Genomic DNA, 22,511 nt, shown 5'->3' on the forward strand with positions numbered 1-22,511 from the left:
CGTGGTCGATTCGTGGGTGATGGTCATTAGACGGTCACCGAATGCGGGGTGCTTTTGGTGGCTTCCTCAGCCAGCTGGCGTTCGCGCTTGCCCCAGGTCTCCCTGGTGACGAGGGCAGCCCAGAGGCCGATCGCTGCGTAGAAGCTGAAGAGGAGCGCGGGGCCCATCCAGCCGAGGGCTACGAACAGCAGGGTGGTCACGAAGGGCGTGAAGCCGGAGACCATAGCGGAGATCTGGTAGGCCAGGGAGGCCCCGGAGGATCGGGTCTTGGCCTGGAACAGCTCCGGGAACCACGGTCCCTGGGCGCCGGCAAGCGAGTTCTGGCAGACGGCGTAGGAGATGACGATCGTGGCAATGACGAAGATGAACAGTCCGGTGTTCACCATCAGGAACATGGGGATGCCGAACAGGGCAGCGAAGGCGCAGGACCAGATGTACAGGGGCCGGCGTCCGATGCGGTCCGTAAGGCGGGCCCAGGCCATGGTGGCGAAGATACCGATTGCCGATGCGATGCAGAGGGCCACGAGGGTTTCGGTCTTGTTTGCGAGCTGCTGGGTGTGCAGGTAGGAAATCATGTAGGTGACGGACACCGCGTAGCCTGCAGTCTCGGCGATGCGCAGGCCGATGCCGCGGACAATGTTCCGCCAGTCGGTCTTGATGACCTCCGTGATGGGCGACTTAACGATGGAGCCGCTCTCCTTGACCTCGTCGAAGACGGGGGACTCCGGGACCTTGGAGCGGATGATCAGGCCGACGGCGACGAGCACGATGCTTGCAAGGAACGGGACACGCCACGCCAGTTCACCGCCGAGGTTCACGCTGACCAGGAAGACGAGGTTGGCCAGGAGGAGGCCCACCGGGAAGCCGGCCTGGACGATGCCGGTGTACTTGCCCTTGGACTTCCAGGGTGCGTGCTCGTAGCTCATGAGGATGGCGCCGCCCCATTCGGCGCCGAAGGCGAGGCCCTGGACGATGCGTACAAACACCAGCAGCGCCGGTGCCAGCAGGCCAACCTGTTCGTAGGTGGGCAGCAGGCCTATGAGGAACGTGGCCACACCCATGAGGATCAGGGAGGCAACCAGAACGGGCTTGCGGCCCACCTTGTCACCCAGATGGCCGCCGATGATGCCGCCGATGGGGCGTGCCGCGAAGCCGACGCCGAGGGTGGCGAAGGCTGCAAGCGTTCCTGTGACGGGATCGCCGGTGGGGAAGAAGGCTGTTCCGAAGTAGAGGGCCGCAGCGGTGCCGAAGCCGATGAAGTCGTAGGTCTCAATAACGGCGCCGACGCCGGAGCCGATGGCGACGCGCTTGGCATCCTTGGTGCCGTGCACGTGGCCACGCATTTTTAGAGCTTCGTTGCTCATGGAGTTTCCCTTTCGAAAAGCGGTCCGAGGGGATCCGGCCGCTGTCGACTGTTAACAAATGATATCCCCAGTGTGACGCGCCTCATGCTGACTGTCAACAGTCAATGTTGGAAGTTGACTGTTGACAATAAAAGGGCTTACGGTGATTCACGTCACCACCCGCCCATCCAGAGGAACGACGATGTTCAACTCCCGACTCGGCTGCTCATCCATCAGCTTCAGGCACCAGGCCCTGCCTGCTGCCCTGAAAACGATCGGCGGCCTGGGCTTCGAAGAGATCGATCTCGGCGCCCTCCCCGGCGTCTGCGACCATGTCCCGTACAACCTGGATGCAGCCGCCGTCGGCGCGATAACAGCCGAGGTTGGTGCCTCCGGACTGCGGGTCCGTTCCGTCAACGGGGACATCGGCGACCTCAACGCAGTGCTCGACGCCGGGCAGCAGGCCGGGCGCGAACGGCACCTGGAGGCGTTGCTGACCCTCACTCGGGATACCGGCGCGAAGGCGCTCGTCCTCCCGTGCGGTGCACTCAGCCACGAACCGGTTCGGAACCTCGACGGGGACCTGGACCTTATTGCCGCCCAGCTCACCTCCGCCGGGCAGCGCGCGGCGGAGTTCGGCGTCGAACTTTGGACGGAGTCCCTGCACTTCCTGCGGTTCTGCTGGAACCTCGACCGCGCGGAACTGCTGGCACAGCGCCTGGCGGGCACCGGCGTCGGAATCGTCATGGACTTCAGCCATATCGTCGCCGCCGGCGAGGACCCGCTGGAGTACCTCCGGCGCCACGAGGGCCGGATTTCCCACGTCCATCTCCGGGACGCCGTGCCGGGGAACATCAACCTCAGCATCGGCAACGGGCATGCCGACTTTGCCGCAGGCCTGAAGCGGCTCGCCGCGGATGGCTACCAGGGGCACTTCTCCCTTGAACTGGAGACCCGCGACGTCACCCATGACGAGCGTCCCGCTGCTGCCGCCAAAGCCGGCAGCTTCATCACAGACCTGATCTGACCATCGACTGTTCCGTATCTGCCGTTTTGAACGTCCAGAACGACAGCTGCGGAGCAATCGATCCACCGAAACAGAACCCAAGGAGCACATCATGACCACCATCCAGCGCACCGCCGTCCTCACCGGGGCAACCTCGGACCGGGGCATCGGCATCACCACCGCACGCCGCTACGCCAACCAGGGCTGGGCCGTGGTGATCCTGGACCTCGACGGCGAGAAGTCCGCCAAGGTCGCGGCCGAAATCGGCAACGAATTCAACGTCCCCGCCTTCGGCCACGAGATCGACGTCGCCAACGAAGCCTCCGTCACCGCCGCCCAGGCCGCCGTCGCCGCCGAAGTTGCAGCCGGCAACCTGCCGCCGGTGGGCGCCCTCGCCAACATCGCGGGCATCACCTCCCCGGTCCCGTTCCTGGAGACCACCCTTGAGCTCTGGCACAAGGTCATGGACGTCAATGCCACCGGCACCTACCTGGTGACCAAGGCATTCCTGCCGGACATGATCGCGAACGGCTGGGGCCGCATCGTTAACATGTCCTCGGTCTCCGCCCAGCGCGGCGGCGGCGTGTTCGGCAAGGTCCCCTACTCCGCAGCCAAGGCCGCCATCCTGGGCTTCACCAAGGCACTGGCCCGTGAGCTCGGCACCACCGGTGTGACCGTCAACGCCATCACCCCCGGCGCCGTGGACACCAACATCCGCGTGGGAAGCACCGAGGAGCAGGAAGCCGCCATCAACGCCGGCATCCCGCTGGGCCGCAACGCCACCACCGAGGAAGTTGCCGCGGTGATCACGTTCCTCTCCTCAGAAGACTCCGCCTACCTCACCGGCACCACCATCGACATCAACGGCGGCAGCCACATCCACTAAAGCGGCCGCATCTTTCGGAAGTCCCTCAGGTCCGCCCAGAAACACACGGCAGAGAGCTCATCATGACGAAAATCTTCAACAACCCTTCGGAATTTGCCGAGGAGGCCCTGGCGGGGTTCTGCGACGTCCACGCGGACCTGGTCCGCCAGGTCCCCGGCGGCGCCGTGCGGCGCTTCCGGCCCCCGCAGCCCAAGGTCGCCGTCCTGGCGGGCGGCGGGTCTGGACACTACCCGGCCTTCGCCGGCCTCATCGGACCTGGATTTGCCGACGGCGCAGTGGTGGGCAACATCTTCACGTCCCCTTCGGCGCAGCAGGCCTACGCCGTGGCCAAGGCAGCAGAGTCCGGCGCCGGCGTCGTCCTCACCTACGGGAACTACGCCGGCGACGTCATGAACTTCGGCATGGCCAGCGAGCGCCTGGCTGCGGAGGGCATTGCCGTGGAGAACGTCCTGGTCACTGACGACGTCGCCAGCGCCCCGCCGTCGGAATCCGCCAAGCGCCGGGGCATCGCCGGTGACTTCACCGTCTTCAAGGTCATGGGTGCCGCAGCCGAGGCCGGCGCAGACCTCGCCGAGGTGGTCCGCCTGGGCCGGAAGGCCAATGACCGGACCCGCACCATCGGCAGCGCGTTCTCCGGCTGCACCTTCCCTGGCGCGGAATCGCCGTTGTTCTCCCTGCCCGACGGGCAGATGGGGCTGGGCCTGGGCATCCACGGCGAGCCCGGACTGTTCGACACCGCCTTGCCGTCCGCAAAGGAGCTGGGCCGCGAGCTGGTGACCCGCCTCCTGGCAGAAACTCCGCCCAATGCCGGCGAACGGATAGCAGTCATCCTCAACGGACTCGGATCCACCAAGCACGAGGAGCTCTTCGTTCTCTGGGGCACCGTGGCGCCGCTGCTCCGCGCCGCCGGATATACCCTGGTGGCGCCCGAAGTCGGGGAACTCGTCACCAGCCTGGACATGGCCGGGGTGTCGCTCACCGTCACCTGGCTGGACGGGGAATTGGAACCGCTGTGGCTCGCCCCCGCCGAAACGCCCGCCTACCGCCGCGGGAACGCGGTCCGGGAGTCAGGCGCCGCCGCCGTTGAAGGAACGTCCGACGACGACCCAAGCGCTGCCCCGTTCGTTGCCGCCGAGGCCTCCCGCCAGTACGCCACCGCGTGCCTTGCCGCGCTGCAAGCGACGCAAGCCCTGCTGCACGACGCCGAGGAGCGGCTCGGCAGGATGGACGCCATCGCCGGAGACGGCGACCACGGGCGCGGCATGGTGCGAGGGATCGACGCCGCCGCCGCGGCTGCGTCCGCTGCCCTGAACCAAGGGGCCGGAGCAGGCGATGTGCTGGCAGCTGCCGGAGATGCCTGGGCCGACAAGGCGGGCGGGACATCCGGCGTCCTGTGGGGAGCCGGACTGCGGGCCTTCGGCGAATCTGTTGGAAACAGTTCGGCCCCGGAACCCGGGCAGCTCGCAGCGGCGGTCAGGGCATTCGCTGACCGGATCGTGCAGCTGGGGAAGGCAGAGACCGGCGACAAGACCATGGTGGACGCGTTGCTGCCGTTCGCTTCCTCCTTTGCCGCCCTGGTGGCGGCAGGAGTGGAACCGGACCGGGCATGGGAGGACGCTGCCCGCGACGCGACGGCAGCCGCCGAAGCAACGGCCGGCCTCCTGCCGCTCAAGGGCCGGGCCCGCCCGCTGGCCGAAAAGAGCCTGGGCACACCGGACCCGGGCGCGACGTCGCTGGCCATGATCTTCACCGTCATGGGTCCGCACCTCACCGCAACCGCCAGCGAAGCTGTTGGAGCGCGGCAATGAACACTGAAGGGCAGCCCACGGGACTGAGGCTCATTGTAGGCGCGGACGAGGCGGGAGTGGACTACAAGGACAAGGTCCTTCAGGACCTCCGGCAGGATCCCCGGGTCAGCGAAGTGATCGACATTGGCGTCAACCGGTGCGATGCTCCCGACGACTTCACCAGGCCATACCCCTATGTGGGAATCGCGGCGGGCGAAATGATCAGGGACGGCGCCGCTGACCGGGCCATCCTCTTCTGCGGCACCGGAATCGGGGTGGCCATCGCTGCGAACAAGGTGGAGGGAATCCGGGCCACCACCGCCCATGATTCTTTTTCCGTGGAACGCTCAGTCCTGTCCAACGACTGCCAGGTCCTCACCATGGGCCAGCGCGTGGTGGGCATTGAACTCGCCCGCCGGCTGGCCAAGGAGTGGATCGGTTACACCTTTGACCCGGCCTCCGCGTCCGCTGGCAAGGTCAAGGTCCTTACGGACTTCGAGGGCTGCTAAGCCCGGCCCGCTGCGGGAAACAGGTCACGATGCTGATCCGCGCAACATTGGACAGTAAAGTTTAGAGGGCCCGTACCGGCGGGCAACTCTAGGGCAGGAGCCAAGGATGGGCCGCAGGACACTCGTTGACGACCTCGTCGACGGCCTGCTCGACGACATCCTCTCCGGCAAGCTGAAACCGCACGACGCCATCCCGCCCGAGGCCGACATCGCCAAGGCCTATGACGTCAGCAGGCTCACGGTCCGCGAGGCGCTCAAAGCGCTAAGGGCGCAGAACATCCTGTACGTCAAGGCAGGGCGCGGAACATTCGTGAACCCGACAGACAACTGGACGGGGCTGGACGCGATCTTCAAGGCCGCCTCGCATGGAAACGCTGCGGACCAGGTTTCAGTGGGGCTGATCGAGATGCGGCGCATGGTGGAAACCGGTGCGGCGTCCCTGGCCGCCAAGCGGCATACCCCCGAGCATGCCCGGCAGATGGAGCAGTGCATCGCGGACATGAAGCGCTTCCACGAGGCGCGGGACCTGGACCGTTTTGTGGAAGCCGACATCGCATTCCACGACGTGGTGCTCAGGGCCTCGGGCAATCCCTTCGTCCGGGCACTCTTCGCGCAGTTGGGGCAGCTGCTCTACATGACCCGGCGGGAAACCTCGGCTGTACCCGAGATCCAGCTCCACGCCATCGAGTACCACCAGAAGGTCATGGAGAGCATCGTCAGCGGCGACGCCGAGCTTTCCCGGCGGGTCATGGATGACCATATGGAACAGACGTACCGCGACTACGAGCGCTACGTCCAGCACCCTGAATCCCAGGGCTAGAGCTGCACGTGACCGTTGGCACCCCGAGCGCCACATCACCGGTTTGCGGTGCCCTTCTCCGCGGGGCTTGACGTAATCCGGATCACCCTTCTATGATCTTTCTCATGTTGCTTCGTCAGATGTCAGACATCTGATCCAAATTGCAAGCAGACGGAAAATCCCCACTTCCCCTCGGACGCGCCGCCCCCAATGCGCCGCGTCCGCCAGATAGAAGGTCGACGATGACTTCACTCTCCATGCCGTCCGCAGGACTGGGCGAACTCGGCGAGCGCACGCTCCGCAAGGTCCGCCGCCGCGTCATGCCGCTGATTGTCCTGCTTTACTTCATTGCCTACCTTGACCGCAATAACGTGGGCTTCGCCAAGCTCACCATGAGCGAGGACATCGGCCTCAGCGCCGCCGCCTACGGGCTTGGCGCCGGCATCTTCTTCCTGGGCTACGCCCTGCTTGAAGTTCCCAGCAACGCCGGAATGTACCGCTTCGGCGCCCGCAAGTGGCTTGCCCGGATCCTCATCACCTGGGGCATCTTCGCCACCGCCATGGCGCTGGTCAACGGCGAAAGCACCTACTACATCATCCGCTTCCTGCTGGGTGCTGCCGAGGCCGGGTTCTTCCCCGCGATCCTCTTCTACCTGACGCTGTGGTTCCCCGCCGCGCAGCGCGTCACCGTCCTGGGCATCTTCATCCTGGCCCAGCCCATTTCCAACGCCCTGGGCGCACCGGTCTCCGGACTCCTGCTGCAGATGGACGGCATCATGGGACTGCAGGGCTGGCAGTGGCTCTACATCATCGAGGGCATCCCCGCCATCCTGCTTGGCCTGCTGACTCCGATGCTGATGACGGACCGTCCCCGTGACGCCAAGTGGCTCAACACTGAAGAACGCGAATGGCTCGCCACCACCATGGAAGCCGAACTTGCTGCCAAGTCCAAGGTCGGGAGCCACAACTTCCTGGCCGGCCTCAAGGACAAGCGCACCCTCACCTACTCGGCCCTGTACTTCGGCCTGGTTTGCGGCATCTACGGACTGGGCCTCTGGATGCCCACCATTGTGGCCGCCCTTGGCAAGTTCTCCACCGCCGAGGTGGGCTTCATCGTCCTCATTCCGTACTCCATCGCCGCGGTCTTTGTCTACTTCTGGAGCAGGCGGGCGGACCGCACGGGCAAGCGCGCCTGGCACACCTCCGTCAGCATGGTTCTGGCCGGCATGGGCCTCCTGGCAGCGGGCTACCTGCTCCCGGTCAACCCCATCCTTGCCCTGATCGCACTGACCGCTTCCGCGATGGGCATCTACGGCGCCATTGCACCGTTCCTGTCCATGCCGTCCGCCGCACTCACCGGTGCAGCCGCTGCTTCCGGACTGGCCCTGGTCAACTCCCTCGGCAACCTCGGCGGCTTTGTGGCCCCGTACGCCGTGGGCCTGCTCAAGGACGCCACCGGCAACAACCAGAGCGGCCTGCTGTTCCTGTCCTTCTGCCTGTGCGTCACGGCAGTGGCCACGTACTTCTACGCCCGGAAACGGCCTGAGGGCGACGCCGCCCTGGACCCTGCAGTTGCCGCTGCGGCAGCGGTCAACGCAGCCAAAGTCTCCTGAACCGAACCCCTGACGAAAGATATACCTGTGACAACCACCGCATTTCCCGCTGAACGTACCGTCGTCCTGACCGGGGCCGCGTCTGCCCGCGGCATCGGCCGCGCCACCGCGGACCTGATGGCCAGCGAGGGCTGGTCCATCGCAATCCTTGACATCAACGCCGAAGACGCCAAAGCCGCGGCCGCGGAGATCGGCTCCAACCGTGCAGTGAAGGCAATCGGAGTGGGCGCGGACGTGTCCGACGCCGCTTCCGTGGACAGGGCCATCAGCGAAATCGAAGACTCGCTGCCGCCCATCGTTGCCCTCGCCAACCTTGCCGGCATCAGCTCGCCCACCCCCTTCATGGACACCACCGTGGAGGAGTGGGACAAGGTATTCGCCATCAACATGCGCGGCACCTTCATCGTGTCCCAGCGCGTGCTCAAGGGCATGATTGAGCGCAAGCTCGGACGCATCGTGAGCATTTCCTCGATTTCCGCGCAGCGTGGCGGCGGCACCTACTCCAAGGTGGCGTACAGCGCCTCGAAGGCTGGAATCATCGGGTTCACCAGGGCCCTTGCCCGTGAGGTGGGGGAGTTCGGCGTGACCGTCAACGCCATCGCACCGGGTCCCATTGACACTGACATCATGGGCGGCACCCTCTCTGAGGAACGCAAGGCCCAGATGTCCGAGGGCATCATGATGGGGCGCGTGGGTACCCGCGAGGAAGTGGCCGCACTTATTTCCTTCCTGCTCGGGAAGGACGCCGGCTACATCACGGCAGCCACCTACGACATCAACGGCGGCCTGCAGGTCAGCTGACCGCACAGCCATGATTCACGGCAGTAGCGCCCCGGCGGGTTTCGTCCGGGGCGCTGCTGCTGTTTGTCGTACAGGGACCGTGCAGGGCCATCCCCGGGGGTGTGCTTCCCGGGTGCCTGTTCCTACACTGGGGTGATGATCACAGTCACCGGAAGTGTGGAAACCAAATTGTCCGCAGAGAAGGCCTTTGCCTTCCTGAGCGCGTTCGAGAACACCAGCGAGTGGGATCCCAACACCCCGGTGATGGAGAAACTGACGCCCGGTCCGGTGGCGGTGGGGCACCGCTACCATGCTGAGTCCGAGTTCCGCGGCAAGCGGCAGTCACTGGAGTACGAGGTCATCGAGCTGACGGAGAACCACATCAAGCTCCGCGGCGAGAACAAGTCCGTCACCGCCTTCGACTCGATCGACGTGAGCCCCGCCGCCCAGGGGTCGGTAGTGAAATATACCGCCGAGTTCAGCATCAAGGGGCCGGCCAAAATCGTCCAGCCGCTCCTGAAGCCGGCCTTTATGTCCCTGCGGGACCCCGCGCTGAACGGGATCCGGGACACCCTCAACTCCCTGGCCGCCGCATAGGCTCCCAACGTACCTGGTCACCGTCGGACGCGTGCCAGGAGGCGGCGGGCAGAAGCGCCGGGGCCCCGACGGCGGCTGGGCGTCGGGAATCCCCATAAAGCGGTGGACCGTGGGTCCTTCCGCCGTCACCGTGCTGCCGCGAACAGCCCCCGTGCGCGGGCTGGCGTTTGTCATGGAGCACACATTATGACCGCCTCGCAGGTAGGCTGGCATGTACCGTTCGGCAGTGAGCGGCCAAGGCGTTCATTTAATGGACGACGTGGCCTACGTGCTGTTCGGGAGGGGAAAGTGGTGGCTCACGCCGAAGCCGCGAATGACGATGTCTTCGCCGACGTCGCGCTGCATCTTCAGGACCTGGTGCTGGACAGCGCCAATATTGACGAGTTCCTTCGGGACCTGGCCAGCTATTCGGCGCGACGGCTGAGCAGCGGGGACCGGGAAATTCTCTGCGGCGTTGCTGTCGAGAGGCAGAAGAAGGCCACCGCCATCGCTGGCAGCGATCCCTGCATCCGCGTCCTTGACCAGCTCCAGAACAAGTACGGCGACGGACCGGGCATCACCGCCATGCGCACCATGGACACGGTCCTGGTCCCTGACGTGAGCCAGGAAAGGCGATGGCCTGCCTATGCCAGCGCGCTCTCCGGCCAGGGACTGTTCTCCGCTGTCAGCGTGCCGCTCGCGCTGGGCGAAGATACCCGTGGTGCGCTCAGCCTGTACAGCGTCCGGTTGCAGGCCTTCAGCAGCGAAGACATTGCCACCGTGCGGGCCTTCTCCGGACAGGTTTCAAAAAGCCTGCGGCTGGCACTGCGGATAGGCAAGTTGCAGGACACGAAGGACAGCATGAGCGCCGCCATGAAGTCGCGGACCGTGATCGACCTGGCCACCGGCGCCATCATGGCCCAGAGCCGCTGCAGCCAGCACCAGGCGTTCAGCGTGCTGCTGCAGGCCTCCAACACCCGGAACATGAAGCTCAAGGAGGTTGCCGCCACCGTGGTTGCATCCATCGCCGGCAGTTCCGGCACCTCCACCTACTTTGACGAGTAGGGTTCCTGCGAGTCGCTTCCCGCCTGGGCCAGGAGGGAGCCGCTGAACGGTGCCCGGGACAGCAGGCCTGCGGCAGCACAATGCTCGTTGACGGCCTGGGCCAACGCGTCCCTGTCTTTCGGGGGAAGGGTTGCCAGCCCGCTGCTGTAGTCCCGGATGTCCTCCTCGGAAGCGTCGCCGCCGAGGGCCAGGTATTCCAGCCACAGCTGGCCCATGTCCAGGGCGTGCTCCCGTATCAGTGCGCCGGTAAGGGCCTGCTGGTCCGCTGCGTCCACTGCTCCGTCCTTTCCTGGAAGTATTTCTTCCCCAGTGGAGGTTCGGAGCGGCGGCGCTGCTGGATGGGCGGGTGGTGGCTCTTTTCCTAAACCGGCTGTACCGCTTTTTCGGTTGCTGCGGACCGCCGCCCAGATAGATAACCTCGCCTATGGCAAGCATGAAGCCGCCACGAAGCTAGCTTCCAACAGCCAAAAGCCGCTGGATCTGCTCCGCCGCTTCGCTGTCCGGTGCCGGGGTGTAGACGACAAAGTGGAGGTCCGGCCGGTCCGACGGTGAAACCTGGTGGTGCTCCAGCCTCATGACCCCCACCGAGGGGTGCCGGAACAGCCGCTCCCGGGATTCGAACCCAAGGATGTCGTACCGGTCCCAGCCCTCCTTGAACTCCGGACTCGTCTGCTTGAGCCGCTCCACCTGGTAGGCCACGTCCGGATCGCCCAGCCGTTGCCCCGCTTCCGCCCGGAACTCGGCAAGGAACCGCCTGCTGGTGACATCCCAGTCGGGGAGCAGCTCCTTCACATAGGGGTCGGTGAAGACCAGCCACAGCAGGTTCCGCTCCGGGGCGGCCACGTTGGCGATGTTGGGATACAAGGCGGCGTAGGCCCGGTTCCACCCCGTAACGCTCCAGTCCGGGGCAAGCGCGAATGCCGGGTTAGGCCCCAATGCATCGAGGAGCCGCTGGATGTGCGCCGGTGCGTCAGCAGCTGCCGGACCGGAGGACACCGGCACGGAATACCCGCCCAGTGAAAGGACATAGGAACGGCCGGCCTCCGAAAGGTGCAGTGTCCGGACCACGGCCTCCAGGACTTCCCGGGAGGGCCTGATGTCCCGGCCCTGTTCCAGCCACGTGTACCAGGTGACGCTGACCCCGGAAAGGAAGGCCACTTCCTCCCGCCGGAGTCCGCGTTCGCGCCGGCGCGCCACCGGCGGCAATCCATATTCGGACCGTAGTGCCTGGTCGCGGCGTGCCCGCAGGTATAGTCCCAGTTCCTTGCGCTTCTCGCCTGCCTCTTTCACGCCCACTAACACTAGTAGTCTGGTACTCCTGCTACTAGTATCACCACTGTCTTCCGCCGCGCCGGCCTGGACGGCAGGATCGGTACCATGCCTCCTCTCCGTTCACGCACTGTCACCCACGGCCGCAACATGGCCGGCGCCCGCGCACTGCTGCGCGCTTCCGGCGTCGCCAACTCCGACATCGGCAAGCCGATCATCGCCGTGGCCAACTCCTTCACCGAGTTCGTCCCCGGCCACACCCACCTCGCCCCCGTGGGCCGGATCGTCTCCGACGCCATCCTCGCCGCCGGCGCTGTGCCCCGCGAGTTCAACACCATCGCAGTGGACGACGGTATCGCCATGGGCCACTCCGGCATGCTTTATTCGCTGCCGTCCCGGGACTTGATCGCCGACTCGGTGGAGTACATGGTTAACGCACACTGCGCCGACGCGCTGGTCTGCATCTCCAACTGCGACAAGATCACCCCCGGCATGCTCATGGCGGCCCTCCGCCTCAACATCCCGGTGGTGTTCGTCTCAGGCGGCCCCATGGAGGCCGGCCGCGTGACCCTGACCGACGGTTCTGTGCGCTCCCTGGACCTGGTGAACGCCATTGCCGACGCCGTGGATGAGTCCATCTCCGACGAGGACATCAACCTCATCGAAGAGAACGCCTGTCCCACCTGCGGGTCCTGCTCCGGCATGTTTACCGCCAACTCGATGAACTGCCTCGCGGAGGCCATCGGCCTTGCCCTGCCGGGCAACGGCTCCGTGCTCGCGACCCACACCGCACGCAAGGCGCTGTACGAGAAGGCCGGCGCCACCATCGTCGAGCTGGTAAAGCGCTATTACGACGGCGACGACGACTCAGTGCTGCCGCGCTCCATCGCCACCGCCAAGGCCTTCGACAACGCCATGGCCCTGGACATCTCCATGGGCGGCTCCACCAACACCATCCTGCACCTGCTGGCCGCCGCCCAGGAGGCGGGCGTGGACTACGGCCTGGCCGAGATGGACGCCAAGTCCAGGCAGGTGCCTTGCCTGGCAAAGGTGGCCCCGAACGTGGCCAAGGACAAGACCTACTACATGGAGGACGTGCACCGCGCCGGCGGCATCCCCGCCCTGCTGGGTGAGCTGAACCGCGGCGGGCTCCTGCACAAGGACGTCCACTCCGTGCACTCCGCCGACCTGGACGGCTGGCTGGATGATTGGGACGTCCGTGGCGGCAAGGCCACCGAGGAAGCGAAGGCCCTGTGGCACGCTGCCCCCGGCGGAGTCCGCTCCTCCACCGCGTTCTCCCAGTCGAACGAGTGGACCTCCCTGGACACCGACGCCGCGGAAGGCTGCATCCGCTCGGTGGAGCACGCCTACTCCAAGGACGGCGGACTGGCCGTGCTTCGCGGCAATGTGGCCATCGACGGCGCCGTGGTGAAAACCGCCGGCGTGGACGAGTCCATCTGGACCTTCGAAGGCCCGGCCGTTGTATGCGAATCCCAGGACGAGGCCGTGGAAAAGATCCTGAACAAGACCATCATGGAGGGCGACGTGGTGGTCATCCGCTATGAAGGCCCCCGCGGTGGTCCGGGCATGCAGGAAATGCTCTACCCGACGTCGTTCCTCAAGGGCCGCGGCCTGGGCAAGAAGTGCGCCCTCATCACCGACGGCCGCTTCTCGGGCGGCACCTCCGGACTGTCCATCGGGCACATCTCGCCCGAGGCTGCCTCCGGCGGCGCCATCGCCCTCGTGGAGGACGGCGACATCATCAGCATCAACATCAGTGAGCGCTCGCTCGAGTTGCAGGTATCCGACGAAATCCTCGCCGAACGCCGCGAAAAGCTCCTGGCCAACGGCGGGTACAAGCCCAAGGACCGGGACCGCCAGGTGTCCCCGGCCCTTCGTGCCTACGCCGCCATGGCGCTGTCCGCCGACAAGGGCGCCGTCCGGGACGTCTCGCTGGTGGAGAACCTCGGCTAAGCCGCCTTGGGGCCGGGAGAAATCCCGGCCCGTTCTCCTTCCTGATCTGCGACGATGTGCGAAGGACCATTCCCAGGAGGATCCATTGCCTTACACGGTTGATTTCAAGAACGTGTCCACCACAGGCCTGGAGTCGTCACCCGTCGCGGAGGCGCTGGCAGGGCTGCGGGCCAACGAGGCGCGCTACTACAAAACCAAGTACGGCCACGACTTCACCGTCACGCCGGCCGGCGAGGCTCCGGAGACCCTGGAGTACATCAACCACATCCTCGCCACCGAACAAAATCTCGCCATCTCCTCCCGCCCCCTGGAGGTCTCCTCGTTCGAAGTGGACGGCCTCCGCATGGCGTACGTGTTCTACGAATCCGGCCTGTCCATCAACGTCATGTACGGCATCGAGGAGGGGGCGAAGCGCGCCGTTGGCTTCAAGCTGTCCGAAGGGATGGAGGTTCCCGAGGAATTGGCGTCCAGCTTCAGGTTTGCGCGCCAGAAGTCAAAGCTCGCAGGCGTCATCCGCGGCTCCTACTTCGTGATCAAGGGCGAGTACTGAACACCTTTCCTGCTGGGGACTGAGCCAGGGGCTAGCTGGCTGACTGGCCTGTAGCGGGCGGTGGAGCGTCGGCCGTGCCCTGGCTGCTCGACCAGATCTGGCTCATCTCTTCGGTGGACTGCTCCACGATCCTGCTCATTGCCGCATGTGCTGCGGTCGCCTCGCCGCGCTGGATGGCGCTGGCCAGGTCCACGTGCAGCTGCAGGGCTTCGTGGTGCGGCAAGTGGGGCATCAAGCCGTGTTCCGTCCTGCCGGTGAGAACCTCCGCCACAAGGTTCTCCAGCTGGGAAAACATCGCATTGCCGGAGGCTTTGAGTATCGCGGCATGGAATTCCACGTCCAGCCGGAGGAACTCCTCCTGGTCTCCGCGTTGGCCGGCAGCCCATAGCCTGGCCGCAAGGGAGACGAGTTCGCTGCCGGCATCCCAGGAGGCCCGTTCGGCGGCGAGGCGGGCAGCCTGCGGTTCGATGGCTCCGCGAAGTTCATTGAGGGACTGCAGCTGCTCCAGCCGGCGGGAGGACGCCAGGCGCCAGCGGATCACCTGCGGGTCGTAGAGATTCCAGCACTCCTCAGGCTGCACAATCGTCCCGAACCGCCGGCGGGACTCCAGCATTCCCTTTGATGACAGCACCCTGGCGGCCTCACGGACCACGGACCGGGATACGTTGTGCTGCCCCTCCAGCTCGTCCAGCCTCAGGACGGAATGCGGCGCCCAATGCCCATCGGCGATGCCAAGCCCCAGGCTCTCGACCAACGCAGCATGCAGGTCGGTAGGGGACTCCGCCTTTGGGGTTTTCATAAATAAATCATACGGCTCGCTGGCAAGGGCTTGTCTAAGTCTGCCTTATTTCCCTATGATCGCTCCCAAGGCAGATGTAAAGATGCATTTGTAGGGCGGCTGGACAGTGACGTCAGCCCTCAGAAAGCAAAGGGAGTCGTAATGAAGCGACGTTCAATCGTGAAGTACGCGGCAGTCGCCGCAGCACTTTCGTTGGGGCTGACCGCCTGTAGCGGGGGCGGCGGAAGCACGGACGCCAAGGAATCAGGCACGGTACGTGTCACGCTGGCCAACCACGTCTGGACTGAAGGCATCAAGGCAGCCATTCCGGACTTCGAGAAGTCCAGCGGGCTCAAGGTGGAATTGACCCAGCTCGGCGAAGACCAGCTCTCGGACCAGTACAACGTCAAGCTCAACGCCGGCAGCGACGAGATCGACGTGATGATGTACCGCCCGCTCCAGGAAGGCAAGGCATTCGCCAAGAACGGCTACCTGGCCGACCTGACCGAAAAGGTGTCCTCCGATTCCGGCTGGGACTGGAAGGACTACCAGGAAGGCCCGGTCAAGGCCACCACCGCCGACGGCAAGGTTGTAGGCGTCCCGATCATCACCGAGCGCGAGGTCCTCTACTACCGCAAGGACCTGCTGCAGGCCGCCGGCCTCCAGGTTCCCAAGACCATGGAGGAGCTCGAGGCGGCAGCCAAGGCCATCAAGGCGTCCAACCCCGACGTCGCCGGCTTCGTGGCCCGCACCGGCAAGTCCGCCGCCGTCACCCAGTTCTCCAGCTTCCTGTACAGCTTCGGCGGTGACTTCACCGACTCCAGCGGAAAGTCCGCCGTCAACTCGGACGCTGCAAAGAAGGCCTACGGATACTACGGCGGCCTCATCAGGAACTACGGCCCTGCCAACGTCAGCACGGACATGAGCTGGCCCGAGGCTATGGCGATCTTCACCCAGGGCAAAGCCGCCTTCTACACCGAGGCGGACTCGCTCTACAAGAACGCCACTGATCCGGCCAAGTCCAAGGTTGCGGACACTGTTGGATTCGCACCGCTGCCCGCAGGTCCCGCCGGTTCCAAGCCCTACAACATCCCCTCATGGGGCCTGGCCGTCAACGAGGCGTCCAGCAACCAGGACAACGCATGGAAGTTCATCCAGTGGGCAACGGGCAAGGAACGTACCCTGGCCGCGCAGAAGGCCGGTGTTCCCGGACCCCGGACTTCCGTCTGGGCGAACGCTGAAGGTACCTCCACCTACCCGAAGGACCTCGCCGAAGCCATCGCCGTGAGCGCGAAGAACGGTGTTGGGCATGACCGTCCCCAGGTTGTCACCGTGGGCAAGGCCAGGGAAATTGTTGGCGAGCCGATCGTAGCCAGCATCACCGGCGCCGATCCCTCCGCGGCAGCCGACTCGGCCCACGAAGCGTTCCAGAAGTTCCTGGACAGCGAAAAGAAGTAACCCCGCAGGCGCCCGCGCCTGCGTCGGTCACACCCTGCACCACAGCCCGGCGGGACGGCGGCCCTGTCGCCGTCCCGCCGCGGACCGCACCCCCAACTCCTTAGGTGAACCATGTCCGTAACGAACGCTCCCCGCAGCGCTCCCGCCCGCAGCGCCGGCCGCCCTCCCAGCGTTGGGGGGAACATCTCCGCCTGGTCCAACCGGCACCGCAAGTGGCTTTTTGCGGCCCCCGCGATGATCTTCGTCGGCGTCCTGATTGTCTTCCCCCTGGTGTGGACCCTGTACCTGAGCCTCACCGATTCGCAGGGCTCCGTCCGCGCCGCCACGGAGTTCATCGGCCTCCAGAACTACCTCACTGTTCTCACCGACACGGAGCGGTTCTGGCCGGCAGTGGGCCGCACGCTGACCTTCACCGGCGTGGCGCTGGTCTGCGAGGTTGTGCTCGGCATGGGCATCGCCCTGCTCCTGTGGCGTCCCTTCCGCGGCGAAAAGTGGGTCCGCGTGGCAATCCTGCTTCCGCTGGTGGCCACCCCGGTTGCCGTCGGCATGATGTGGCGCCTGATCTTCGATCCGAACATCGGCTTCGCCAACCAGCTGCTGGGAATGATCGGCATTCCACCGCAGCCCTGGCTTTCCGGCCAGGACACCGCCCTTGGCACCACCATCTTCATGGACGTGTGGCAGTGGACCCCCATGGTGGTGCTGATCCTCCTCGCCGGACTGACGTCCCTCTCCGATGAGCCTGACGAGGCTGCCCGCGTGGACGGCGCCAACGCCTTCCAGCGCTTCTTCTACATCACGCTGCCCCTCATGATGCCCACCGTGATCGTGGCCATCCTGCTCCGCGGCATCGATGCCCTGAAGACCTTCGACATCCTGTACGCCACCAAGGGCAAGGGCGGCGGATCCTTCAACGAAGTGGAAACCCTGAACGTCTACGCCTACGGCCTGAGCTTCGACTACAACCAGTACGGGCTGTCCTCCGCCGTCTTGATCCTGTTCTTCATGATCATCATCGGCTCGATGTGGCTGCTGACCATGCGCAAGAAAGCGGTAAGCAAATGACCGTCCTGACCCCAAGCCAAACGACCGGAACGCCCCAGGTGCTGCACCGCCGTCGGAAGCCCCTGTCCGTCAGGCTCTACAAGGTCTTCCGGGTTGCAGCCCTCATTGCCGTGGTGCTGTTCCTCCTCGCCCCGTTGTTTTGGATGTTCCTCGCCTCCCTCAAGACCAACGTGGACATCTACGACACGGGCAAGGCCTTCTTCTTCACGCCCACCGGCGAGAACTACGCCAACGTCCTCCAGCGGAACAACTACTTTGTCTTCATCTTCAACAGCTTCTGGGTGGCCTTCGTTTCCACCGCGCTGTCGATCGTGCTGGGGGTTCCCGCCGCCTATGCGATGAGCCGCTTCACCATGCACCGCTCCGCCCTCGTGGTCCTGATGGCCCGCGTGATCCCCGGTGTGTCCCTGCTGGTGCCGTGGTACTACGTATTCTCCAACCTGCGGATGGTGGGCCGTTTCGAGGTGCTGATCCTCAGCCACATGTTCGTGGCCCTGCCGCTGATCGTCTACATCATGATGAGCTACTTCGATTCCCTGCCGCTGGAGCTGGAGGAGTCCGCGCAGGTGGACGGGCTCACCCCGATCGGCGCGTTCCGCCTCATCACCCTGCCGCTCTCGGTCGCCGGCATCGCCACCGCCGGGATCCTGTCCTTCATCTTTTCCTGGAACAACTTCATGTTTGCCCTGGTCCTCTCCGGCTCCAGCACCAAGACGCTGCCCGTGGCCATCTTCGACTTCGTGTCCTACGCCAGCATCGACTGGGGCGGCCTGATGGCCGCCGCCACCGTGGTCACCATCCCGATCATGATCATTGCGCTGTTCACGCAGAAATACATCGTTTCCGGCCTCACCGCCGGCGCCACCAAGGGCTAGGCAAAAATGACGCTCATCAGCAGGATTGAAACCTTCCTCGTCGCGCCGCGCTGGCTCTTCGTCCGGATCGAGACGGACAGTGGGATTGTCGGCTGGGGAGAGGCGACGTGCGAAGGCCGCAGCGAAACGGTGCGCACCGCCGTCGAACAGCTCGCCGAACTACTGATCGGCAATGACGCGCTGCGGATCGAAGACCACTGGCAGGTGATGACCAAAGGGTCCTTCTACCGCGGGGGGCCCATCCTCGCCAGCGCCGTATCGGGCCTGGACCAGGCCCTCTGGGACATCGCCGGCAAGTACTTCAACGCGCCCGTGCACCAACTGCTGGGCGGCCACGTCCGTGACCGCATCCGGATGTACGGCTGGGTGGGCGGCGACGAACCCAACGAAGTGGCCGACCAGATCAGCGCGCAGCTGGAGGTGGGCCTCACCGCGGTGAAGATGAATGCCAGCGGGCGGATGAGCCCCATCGCCTCGGTTGCAGAGCTCGACGGCGTTGTCCGCCGGGTGGCCGCCGCCCGCGAAGTCCTTGGTGAGCACCGCGACGTTGCCGTGGATTTCCACGGCCGCTTCAGCCTCGCCAACGCCCGCCGAGTGGCGCCGCTGCTGGAACCGTACCGGCCTTTCTTCCTCGAAGAGCCCGTGGTCCCGGAGAACACCCACCTCCTGCGGGAATTCACGTCGTCCACCACCACGCCGGTCTCCACCGGCGAGCGGCTCTACAGCCGGCAGGAATTCCTGCCCGCACTGCAGGCCGGCATCGCCGTGGCCCAGCCGGACCTCTCCCACGCGGGCGGCATCACGGAGGTCCGCAAGATCGCCTCGCTGGCCGAGGTTTATGAAGTCCAGCTGGCACCGCACTGCCCGCTGGGGCCGCTGGCACTCGCCGCGTGCCTGCAGGTGGGCTTCGCGACGCCCAACTTCCTGATCCAGGAACAGAGCATCGGCATCCACTACAACAAGGGCGCCGAGGTCCTGGACTACGTGGTGGACAAAACGCCGCTGAAGTTCGTGAACGGGCACATCGAACGGCTCACCGGCCCCGGCCTGGGCATCGAGATCGACGAAGCCGTGGTTCGGGCGGCGGACAAGCGCGGACACGCCTGGCGGGGTCCGGTGTGGCGCCAGCCGGACGGCGCTTTCGCAGAATGGTGACGGCCTGGACTGCGGGCACGGACACGGACACCCCTCAAAAGGAGAAGCACAGCATGGAGAACACCCTGACCCCCGAGGACCTGCTGGCCGGGGTGCGCCGGACCAGGCTGGTGGCGATCGTGCGCGGAACGGACGGCGCGGCCGCGGGGAGGGCCGCCCTCGCGGCGATGGAGGAGGGCTTCAAGTACGTTGAAATCGCCCTCACCACGCCGGGGGCCCTCAAGGCGATCGGCGAGGTGCGCGCAGCTGCTCCCGCCGGGTGCTTCGTGGGGGCCGGGACCGTGCTGACAAAGCAGGACGCGGAAGATGTCGAATCCGCAGGCGGCCAGTTCATAGTCACCCCGTCGCTCGCTCCCTCCATCGAGGCGGCGGCCGGTCGGGGCATTGCCGTCCTGGCCGGGGCCCTCACCCCCAGCGAGGCCTTCGAAGCGATGAGCCGCGGCGCCGCGGCAATCAAGCTTTTCCCCGCCTCCATCGGCGGGCCCGGCTACCTGAAGGCGCTGCGCGATCCGTTCCCGGACATCCCTTTCATCGCCGTGGGCGGCGTCGGACTCGATGAAGCCGCCGGATACTGGGGAGCCGGTGCCATCGCGGTGGGGCTGGGAGGCCCGCTGTTCGGAGACGCCGCATCCGGCGGCGACCTTGCTGCCATGCGCGGGCGCGCGCGCCGCTTCGTCGCCCTTGCCGCGTACAACGGGCGCGCCGCGAAGGGCCTGCGGTGACTGCCGCCGTCGGACACCCCTCGGCGCCCGGAGCCGTTGATCTCCTGACCTTCGGCGAGTCCATGGTCTCGCTGCGCTCCGCCGGGCCCCTGTCCGCCGGCGGCGCCCTGGGCATGCACGTGGCCGGTGCCGAGTCGAACGTGGCCGTCGGCGTCGCACGGCTCGGGCACAGCGTCACCTGGGCCGGCGTTGTGGGTGCCGATCCGCACGGCGAGTTCATCCTCCGCCAACTCCGTGCCGAGGGGGTGCGGCTGGAGCACCGCGCGGACGCTTCCCGCCGGACCGGGTTGATGTTCCTTGAACAACGCACCGCCGACGTGACGCGCGCCTTCTACTACCGCTCCGGCTCCGCAGGGTCAACACTGTGCCCGGAGGATGTGGAACCTGCCCTCCATGCGGGCGCCCGCATCCTCCACCTGACCGGCATCACGGCCGCCCTCAGCCCGGAGTCCCGGAAGGCCGTGGAATACGCCGCCGAACAAGCCGCCGGCGCCGGCGCCGTGGTGTCCATCGACGTCAACTACCGCAGCAAGCTTTGGTCCCGGGAAGAGGCACGGAAGGTGCTGGCACCGCTGCTGAGGCATGCCAGCATTGTGATTGCTTCCGACGACGAACTTGGCCTGGTTGCCGCCGGAACGGATGGTGCGCCAGGGGCCGACCCCGGTGAATCGGCGATGGTCGCCGAAATCCTGGGGCTCGGAGTGCGCGAGGTGGTGGTCAAGCGGGGCGCGGCCGGCGCCAGCGTCCACACCGCCGAGGGCCGGTGGGATGTCCCGGCCGTCCCGGTCACCAGCATCGACACGATAGGAGCCGGTGACGCCTTCACCGCCGGCTACCTATCCGCCTTGCTCGACGGCGCCGACGTGCCCGGCCGCCTGGAGCGCGGCGCCCTCACCGGGGCCTTCGCCGTGAGCACCGCGGGGGACTGGGAAGGCCTTCCTAACAGGTCGGAACTTGCCCTGCTGGGAACCACTCCCAGCGGAACCACCCAACGTTGATCCGTTCGAGCTCCACCCCCGCCAGCCCAACGTACCGCTACCACTGACCAAGAAAGCCTGGTTCTGCTGTGAAAATCATTGCCGCCGATGTCTTCGTGACCAGTCCCTCCCGGAATTTCGTGACGCTCCGGATTACTACCGAGGATGGTGTGACCGGTATTGGTGACGCCACGTTGAATGGGCGTGAGCTTGCTGTTGCCGCGTATTTGAAGGAGCACGTGGCGCAGCTGCTGATTGGCAAGGACGCGCACCGGATCGAGGACACGTGGCAGTTCCTGTACCGGTCAGCGTATTGGCGGCGGGGCCCGGTGACGATGGCTGCGATCGCTGCGGTGGATATGGCGTTGTGGGATATCAAGGGCAAGGTGGCCGGGATGCCGGTGTACCAGCTCCTGGGCGGGGCGTCCCGGAACGGGCTGCGCGCCTACGGGCACGCGTCCGGTGCTGACTTGCCGTCGCTGTTCGACTCCGTCCGGGAACACCTGGAACTCGGGTATAAGTCGATCCGGATCCAGACCGCCGTCCCCGGCATCAAGGCCGTCTACGGGGTGGCCGCCCAGGCGCAGGCTTCGGGGGAGCGGTACGACTACGAGCCCGCCGGGCGGGGCGCGTTCCCGGTGGAGGAGGACTGGGACACCCGGGCGTACCTGCGGCACCTTCCCACCGTGTTTGAGGCGGTCCGGAACGAGTTCGGCCCGGAGATCCCTTTGCTGCATGACGGGCACCACCGGATGACCCCCATCCAGGCCGCGAAGCTGGGCAAGGCGCTGGAGCCGTATGACCTGTTCTGGCTGGAGGACTGCACCCCGGCGGAGAACCAGGAGGGCCTGCGCCTGGTCCGCCAGCACACCACCACCCCGCTGGCGATCGGTGAAATCTTCAACACGGTGTGGGACTACCAGACCCTGATCAAGGAACAGCTGATCGACTATGTCCGCGCCGCGTCCACCCACTTCGGCGGGATCAGCCCGTTGAAGAAGGTGATGGATTTCGCCGCGCAGTACCAGATCAAGTCCGGTTTCCACGGCCCCACGGACATTTCCCCGGTGGGCTTCGCGGCGCAGCTGCACGTGGGCCTGGCGATCCACAACTACGGCATCCAGGAGTACATGCAGCACTCGGACAAGACCAACGAGGTCTTCGAGCAGTCCATGACCTTCGTGGACGGCTACCTCCACCCCGGGGACAAGCCCGGGATCGGCGTCGAGTTCAACGAGGAAGCCGCAGCCGCGTTCCCGTACCAGCAGGCCTACCTGCCCTACAACCGCCTCATCGACGGAACGGTCCACGACTGGTAGTTGGC

Annotated in this window: 22 protein-coding genes; 18 read left to right on the forward strand and 4 right to left on the reverse strand. The window is 65.8% G+C overall.

Features of this window, described 5'->3' with window-relative positions; translation table 11 throughout:
- Positions 1–26: 26 nt before the first annotated feature.
- Positions 27–1,364 (reverse strand): MFS transporter, encoded by a 1,338-nt coding sequence (locus KTR40_RS01815; protein ID WP_228405101.1) that lies wholly within the window; start codon positions 1,362–1,364, stop codon positions 27–29.
- Positions 1,365–1,545: 181 nt separating this feature from the next.
- Between KTR40_RS01815 and KTR40_RS01820 the strand changes: the two genes are divergently transcribed.
- The 9 genes from KTR40_RS01820 (at position 1,546) to KTR40_RS01860 (ending at position 10,364) form a co-directional block, all read left to right on the forward strand.
- A complete protein-coding gene (locus KTR40_RS01820) occupies positions 1,546–2,370 on the forward strand; it encodes a sugar phosphate isomerase/epimerase (RefSeq protein ID WP_228405102.1) in 825 nt (274 codons plus the stop codon).
- Positions 2,371–2,461: 91 nt separating this feature from the next.
- On the forward strand, positions 2,462–3,235 hold the full coding sequence (locus tag KTR40_RS01825; RefSeq protein ID WP_228405103.1) for an SDR family NAD(P)-dependent oxidoreductase: 774 nt from the start codon (positions 2,462–2,464) through the stop codon (positions 3,233–3,235).
- Positions 3,236–3,297: 62 nt separating this feature from the next.
- Positions 3,298–5,043 carry a dihydroxyacetone kinase family protein gene (locus tag KTR40_RS01830; RefSeq protein ID WP_228405104.1) on the forward strand — a complete coding sequence of 582 codons (1,746 nt, stop codon included), beginning with the start codon at positions 3,298–3,300 and terminating at the stop codon, positions 5,041–5,043.
- Entirely contained in the window at positions 5,040–5,531 is a 492-nt protein-coding gene (locus KTR40_RS01835) for a ribose-5-phosphate isomerase (RefSeq protein ID WP_228405105.1), read from the forward strand. The genes KTR40_RS01830 and KTR40_RS01835 overlap by 4 nt, the downstream gene beginning before the upstream one ends.
- Positions 5,532–5,637: 106 nt before the next feature.
- Positions 5,638–6,351 (forward strand): FadR/GntR family transcriptional regulator, encoded by a 714-nt coding sequence (locus tag KTR40_RS01840; RefSeq protein ID WP_139027568.1) that lies wholly within the window; start codon positions 5,638–5,640, stop codon positions 6,349–6,351.
- 221 nt (positions 6,352–6,572) lie between these two features.
- Complete coding sequence (locus KTR40_RS01845) at positions 6,573–7,943, forward strand: MFS transporter (protein ID WP_139027569.1); 1,371 nt, start codon at positions 6,573–6,575, stop codon at positions 7,941–7,943.
- Between the two features lie 27 nt (positions 7,944–7,970).
- The gene (locus tag KTR40_RS01850; protein ID WP_139027570.1) at positions 7,971–8,744 is read left to right on the forward strand and encodes an SDR family NAD(P)-dependent oxidoreductase; all 774 of its coding nucleotides are present in this window, start codon (positions 7,971–7,973) and stop codon (positions 8,742–8,744) included.
- A 135-nt stretch (positions 8,745–8,879) separates the two neighbouring features.
- Entirely contained in the window at positions 8,880–9,320 is a 441-nt protein-coding gene (locus tag KTR40_RS01855; protein ID WP_139027571.1) for an SRPBCC family protein, read from the forward strand.
- Positions 9,321–9,611: 291 nt separating this feature from the next.
- Entirely contained in the window at positions 9,612–10,364 is a 753-nt protein-coding gene (locus KTR40_RS01860; RefSeq protein WP_139027572.1) for a GAF and ANTAR domain-containing protein, read from the forward strand.
- Here the strand turns inward: KTR40_RS01860 and KTR40_RS01865 are convergent.
- A complete protein-coding gene (locus KTR40_RS01865; protein WP_139027573.1) occupies positions 10,349–10,639 on the reverse strand; it encodes a hypothetical protein in 291 nt (96 codons plus the stop codon). The two genes, KTR40_RS01860 and KTR40_RS01865, sit on opposite strands and share 16 nt — an antisense overlap.
- A gap of 175 nt (positions 10,640–10,814) precedes the next feature.
- The gene (locus KTR40_RS01870) at positions 10,815–11,666 is read right to left on the reverse strand and encodes a helix-turn-helix transcriptional regulator (protein ID WP_370633156.1); all 852 of its coding nucleotides are present in this window, start codon (positions 11,664–11,666) and stop codon (positions 10,815–10,817) included.
- A gap of 75 nt (positions 11,667–11,741) precedes the next feature.
- Here KTR40_RS01870 and ilvD point away from each other — a divergent pair, with 75 nt between their 5' ends.
- Together ilvD and KTR40_RS01880 are read left to right on the forward strand one after the other, a co-directional pair.
- The gene (gene ilvD, locus KTR40_RS01875; RefSeq protein ID WP_228405106.1) at positions 11,742–13,607 is read left to right on the forward strand and encodes a dihydroxy-acid dehydratase; all 1,866 of its coding nucleotides are present in this window, start codon (positions 11,742–11,744) and stop codon (positions 13,605–13,607) included.
- An 85-nt stretch (positions 13,608–13,692) separates the two neighbouring features.
- Entirely contained in the window at positions 13,693–14,157 is a 465-nt protein-coding gene (locus tag KTR40_RS01880) for a phage tail protein (protein ID WP_228405107.1), read from the forward strand.
- A gap of 31 nt (positions 14,158–14,188) precedes the next feature.
- On the opposite strand, the gene KTR40_RS01885 is transcribed toward KTR40_RS01880, so the two are convergent.
- Positions 14,189–14,956, reverse strand: coding sequence for a FadR/GntR family transcriptional regulator (locus KTR40_RS01885; protein WP_228405108.1), 768 nt, complete (start codon positions 14,954–14,956; stop codon positions 14,189–14,191).
- Between the two features lie 141 nt (positions 14,957–15,097).
- On the opposite strand from KTR40_RS01885, the gene KTR40_RS01890 reads away from it, so the two are divergent.
- From KTR40_RS01890 to manD, 7 genes are all read left to right on the forward strand, one after another.
- Complete coding sequence (locus KTR40_RS01890) at positions 15,098–16,393, forward strand: ABC transporter substrate-binding protein (RefSeq protein WP_139027578.1); 1,296 nt, start codon at positions 15,098–15,100, stop codon at positions 16,391–16,393.
- A 111-nt stretch (positions 16,394–16,504) separates the two neighbouring features.
- Complete coding sequence (locus tag KTR40_RS01895; RefSeq protein ID WP_228405109.1) at positions 16,505–17,458, forward strand: carbohydrate ABC transporter permease; 954 nt, start codon at positions 16,505–16,507, stop codon at positions 17,456–17,458.
- On the forward strand, positions 17,455–18,333 hold the full coding sequence (locus tag KTR40_RS01900) for a carbohydrate ABC transporter permease (protein ID WP_228405110.1): 879 nt from the start codon (positions 17,455–17,457) through the stop codon (positions 18,331–18,333). Before KTR40_RS01895 ends, KTR40_RS01900 begins: the two co-directional genes overlap by 4 nt.
- 6 nt (positions 18,334–18,339) lie before the next feature.
- A complete protein-coding gene (gene dgoD / locus KTR40_RS01905; RefSeq protein WP_139027580.1) occupies positions 18,340–19,488 on the forward strand; it encodes a galactonate dehydratase in 1,149 nt (382 codons plus the stop codon).
- Positions 19,489–19,541: 53 nt separating this feature from the next.
- The gene (locus KTR40_RS01910) at positions 19,542–20,210 is read left to right on the forward strand and encodes a bifunctional 4-hydroxy-2-oxoglutarate aldolase/2-dehydro-3-deoxy-phosphogluconate aldolase (protein ID WP_228405111.1); all 669 of its coding nucleotides are present in this window, start codon (positions 19,542–19,544) and stop codon (positions 20,208–20,210) included.
- Entirely contained in the window at positions 20,207–21,208 is a 1,002-nt protein-coding gene (locus KTR40_RS01915) for a sugar kinase (protein WP_228405112.1), read from the forward strand. The genes KTR40_RS01910 and KTR40_RS01915 overlap by 4 nt, the downstream gene beginning before the upstream one ends.
- A gap of 68 nt (positions 21,209–21,276) precedes the next feature.
- Positions 21,277–22,506 carry a D-mannonate dehydratase ManD gene (gene manD / locus KTR40_RS01920; protein ID WP_228405113.1) on the forward strand — a complete coding sequence of 410 codons (1,230 nt, stop codon included), beginning with the start codon at positions 21,277–21,279 and terminating at the stop codon, positions 22,504–22,506.
- Positions 22,507–22,511: the final 5 nt, after the last annotated feature.

Origin of the sequence: Pseudarthrobacter sp. L1SW (assembly GCF_020809045.1) — a bacterium.
GTDB lineage: Bacteria > Actinomycetota > Actinomycetes > Actinomycetales > Micrococcaceae > Arthrobacter.

Bases quoted from the DNA above. Each gene is read 5' to 3' on its own strand.
- KTR40_RS01890 (WP_139027578.1), top strand. From the start codon at position 15,098: ATGAAGCGACGTTCAATCGTGAAGTACGCGGCAGTCGCCGCAGCACTT.
- KTR40_RS01835 (WP_228405105.1), top strand. From the start codon at position 5,040: ATGAACACTGAAGGGCAGCCCACGGGACTGAGGCTCATTGTAGGCGCG.
- KTR40_RS01815 (WP_228405101.1), bottom strand. From the start codon at position 1,364: ATGAGCAACGAAGCTCTAAAAATGCGTGGCCACGTGCACGGCACCAAG.
- KTR40_RS01885 (WP_228405108.1), bottom strand. From the start codon at position 14,956: ATGAAAACCCCAAAGGCGGAGTCCCCTACCGACCTGCATGCTGCGTTG.
- KTR40_RS01825 (WP_228405103.1), top strand. From the start codon at position 2,462: ATGACCACCATCCAGCGCACCGCCGTCCTCACCGGGGCAACCTCGGAC.
- KTR40_RS01910 (WP_228405111.1), top strand. From the start codon at position 19,542: ATGGAGAACACCCTGACCCCCGAGGACCTGCTGGCCGGGGTGCGCCGG.
- KTR40_RS01840 (WP_139027568.1), top strand. From the start codon at position 5,638: ATGGGCCGCAGGACACTCGTTGACGACCTCGTCGACGGCCTGCTCGAC.
- ilvD (WP_228405106.1), top strand. From the start codon at position 11,742: ATGCCTCCTCTCCGTTCACGCACTGTCACCCACGGCCGCAACATGGCC.
- KTR40_RS01855 (WP_139027571.1), top strand. From the start codon at position 8,880: ATGATCACAGTCACCGGAAGTGTGGAAACCAAATTGTCCGCAGAGAAG.
- KTR40_RS01895 (WP_228405109.1), top strand. From the start codon at position 16,505: ATGTCCGTAACGAACGCTCCCCGCAGCGCTCCCGCCCGCAGCGCCGGC.
- dgoD (WP_139027580.1), top strand. From the start codon at position 18,340: ATGACGCTCATCAGCAGGATTGAAACCTTCCTCGTCGCGCCGCGCTGG.
- KTR40_RS01845 (WP_139027569.1), top strand. From the start codon at position 6,573: ATGACTTCACTCTCCATGCCGTCCGCAGGACTGGGCGAACTCGGCGAG.
- KTR40_RS01820 (WP_228405102.1), top strand. From the start codon at position 1,546: ATGTTCAACTCCCGACTCGGCTGCTCATCCATCAGCTTCAGGCACCAG.
- KTR40_RS01830 (WP_228405104.1), top strand. From the start codon at position 3,298: ATGACGAAAATCTTCAACAACCCTTCGGAATTTGCCGAGGAGGCCCTG.
- KTR40_RS01900 (WP_228405110.1), top strand. From the start codon at position 17,455: ATGACCGTCCTGACCCCAAGCCAAACGACCGGAACGCCCCAGGTGCTG.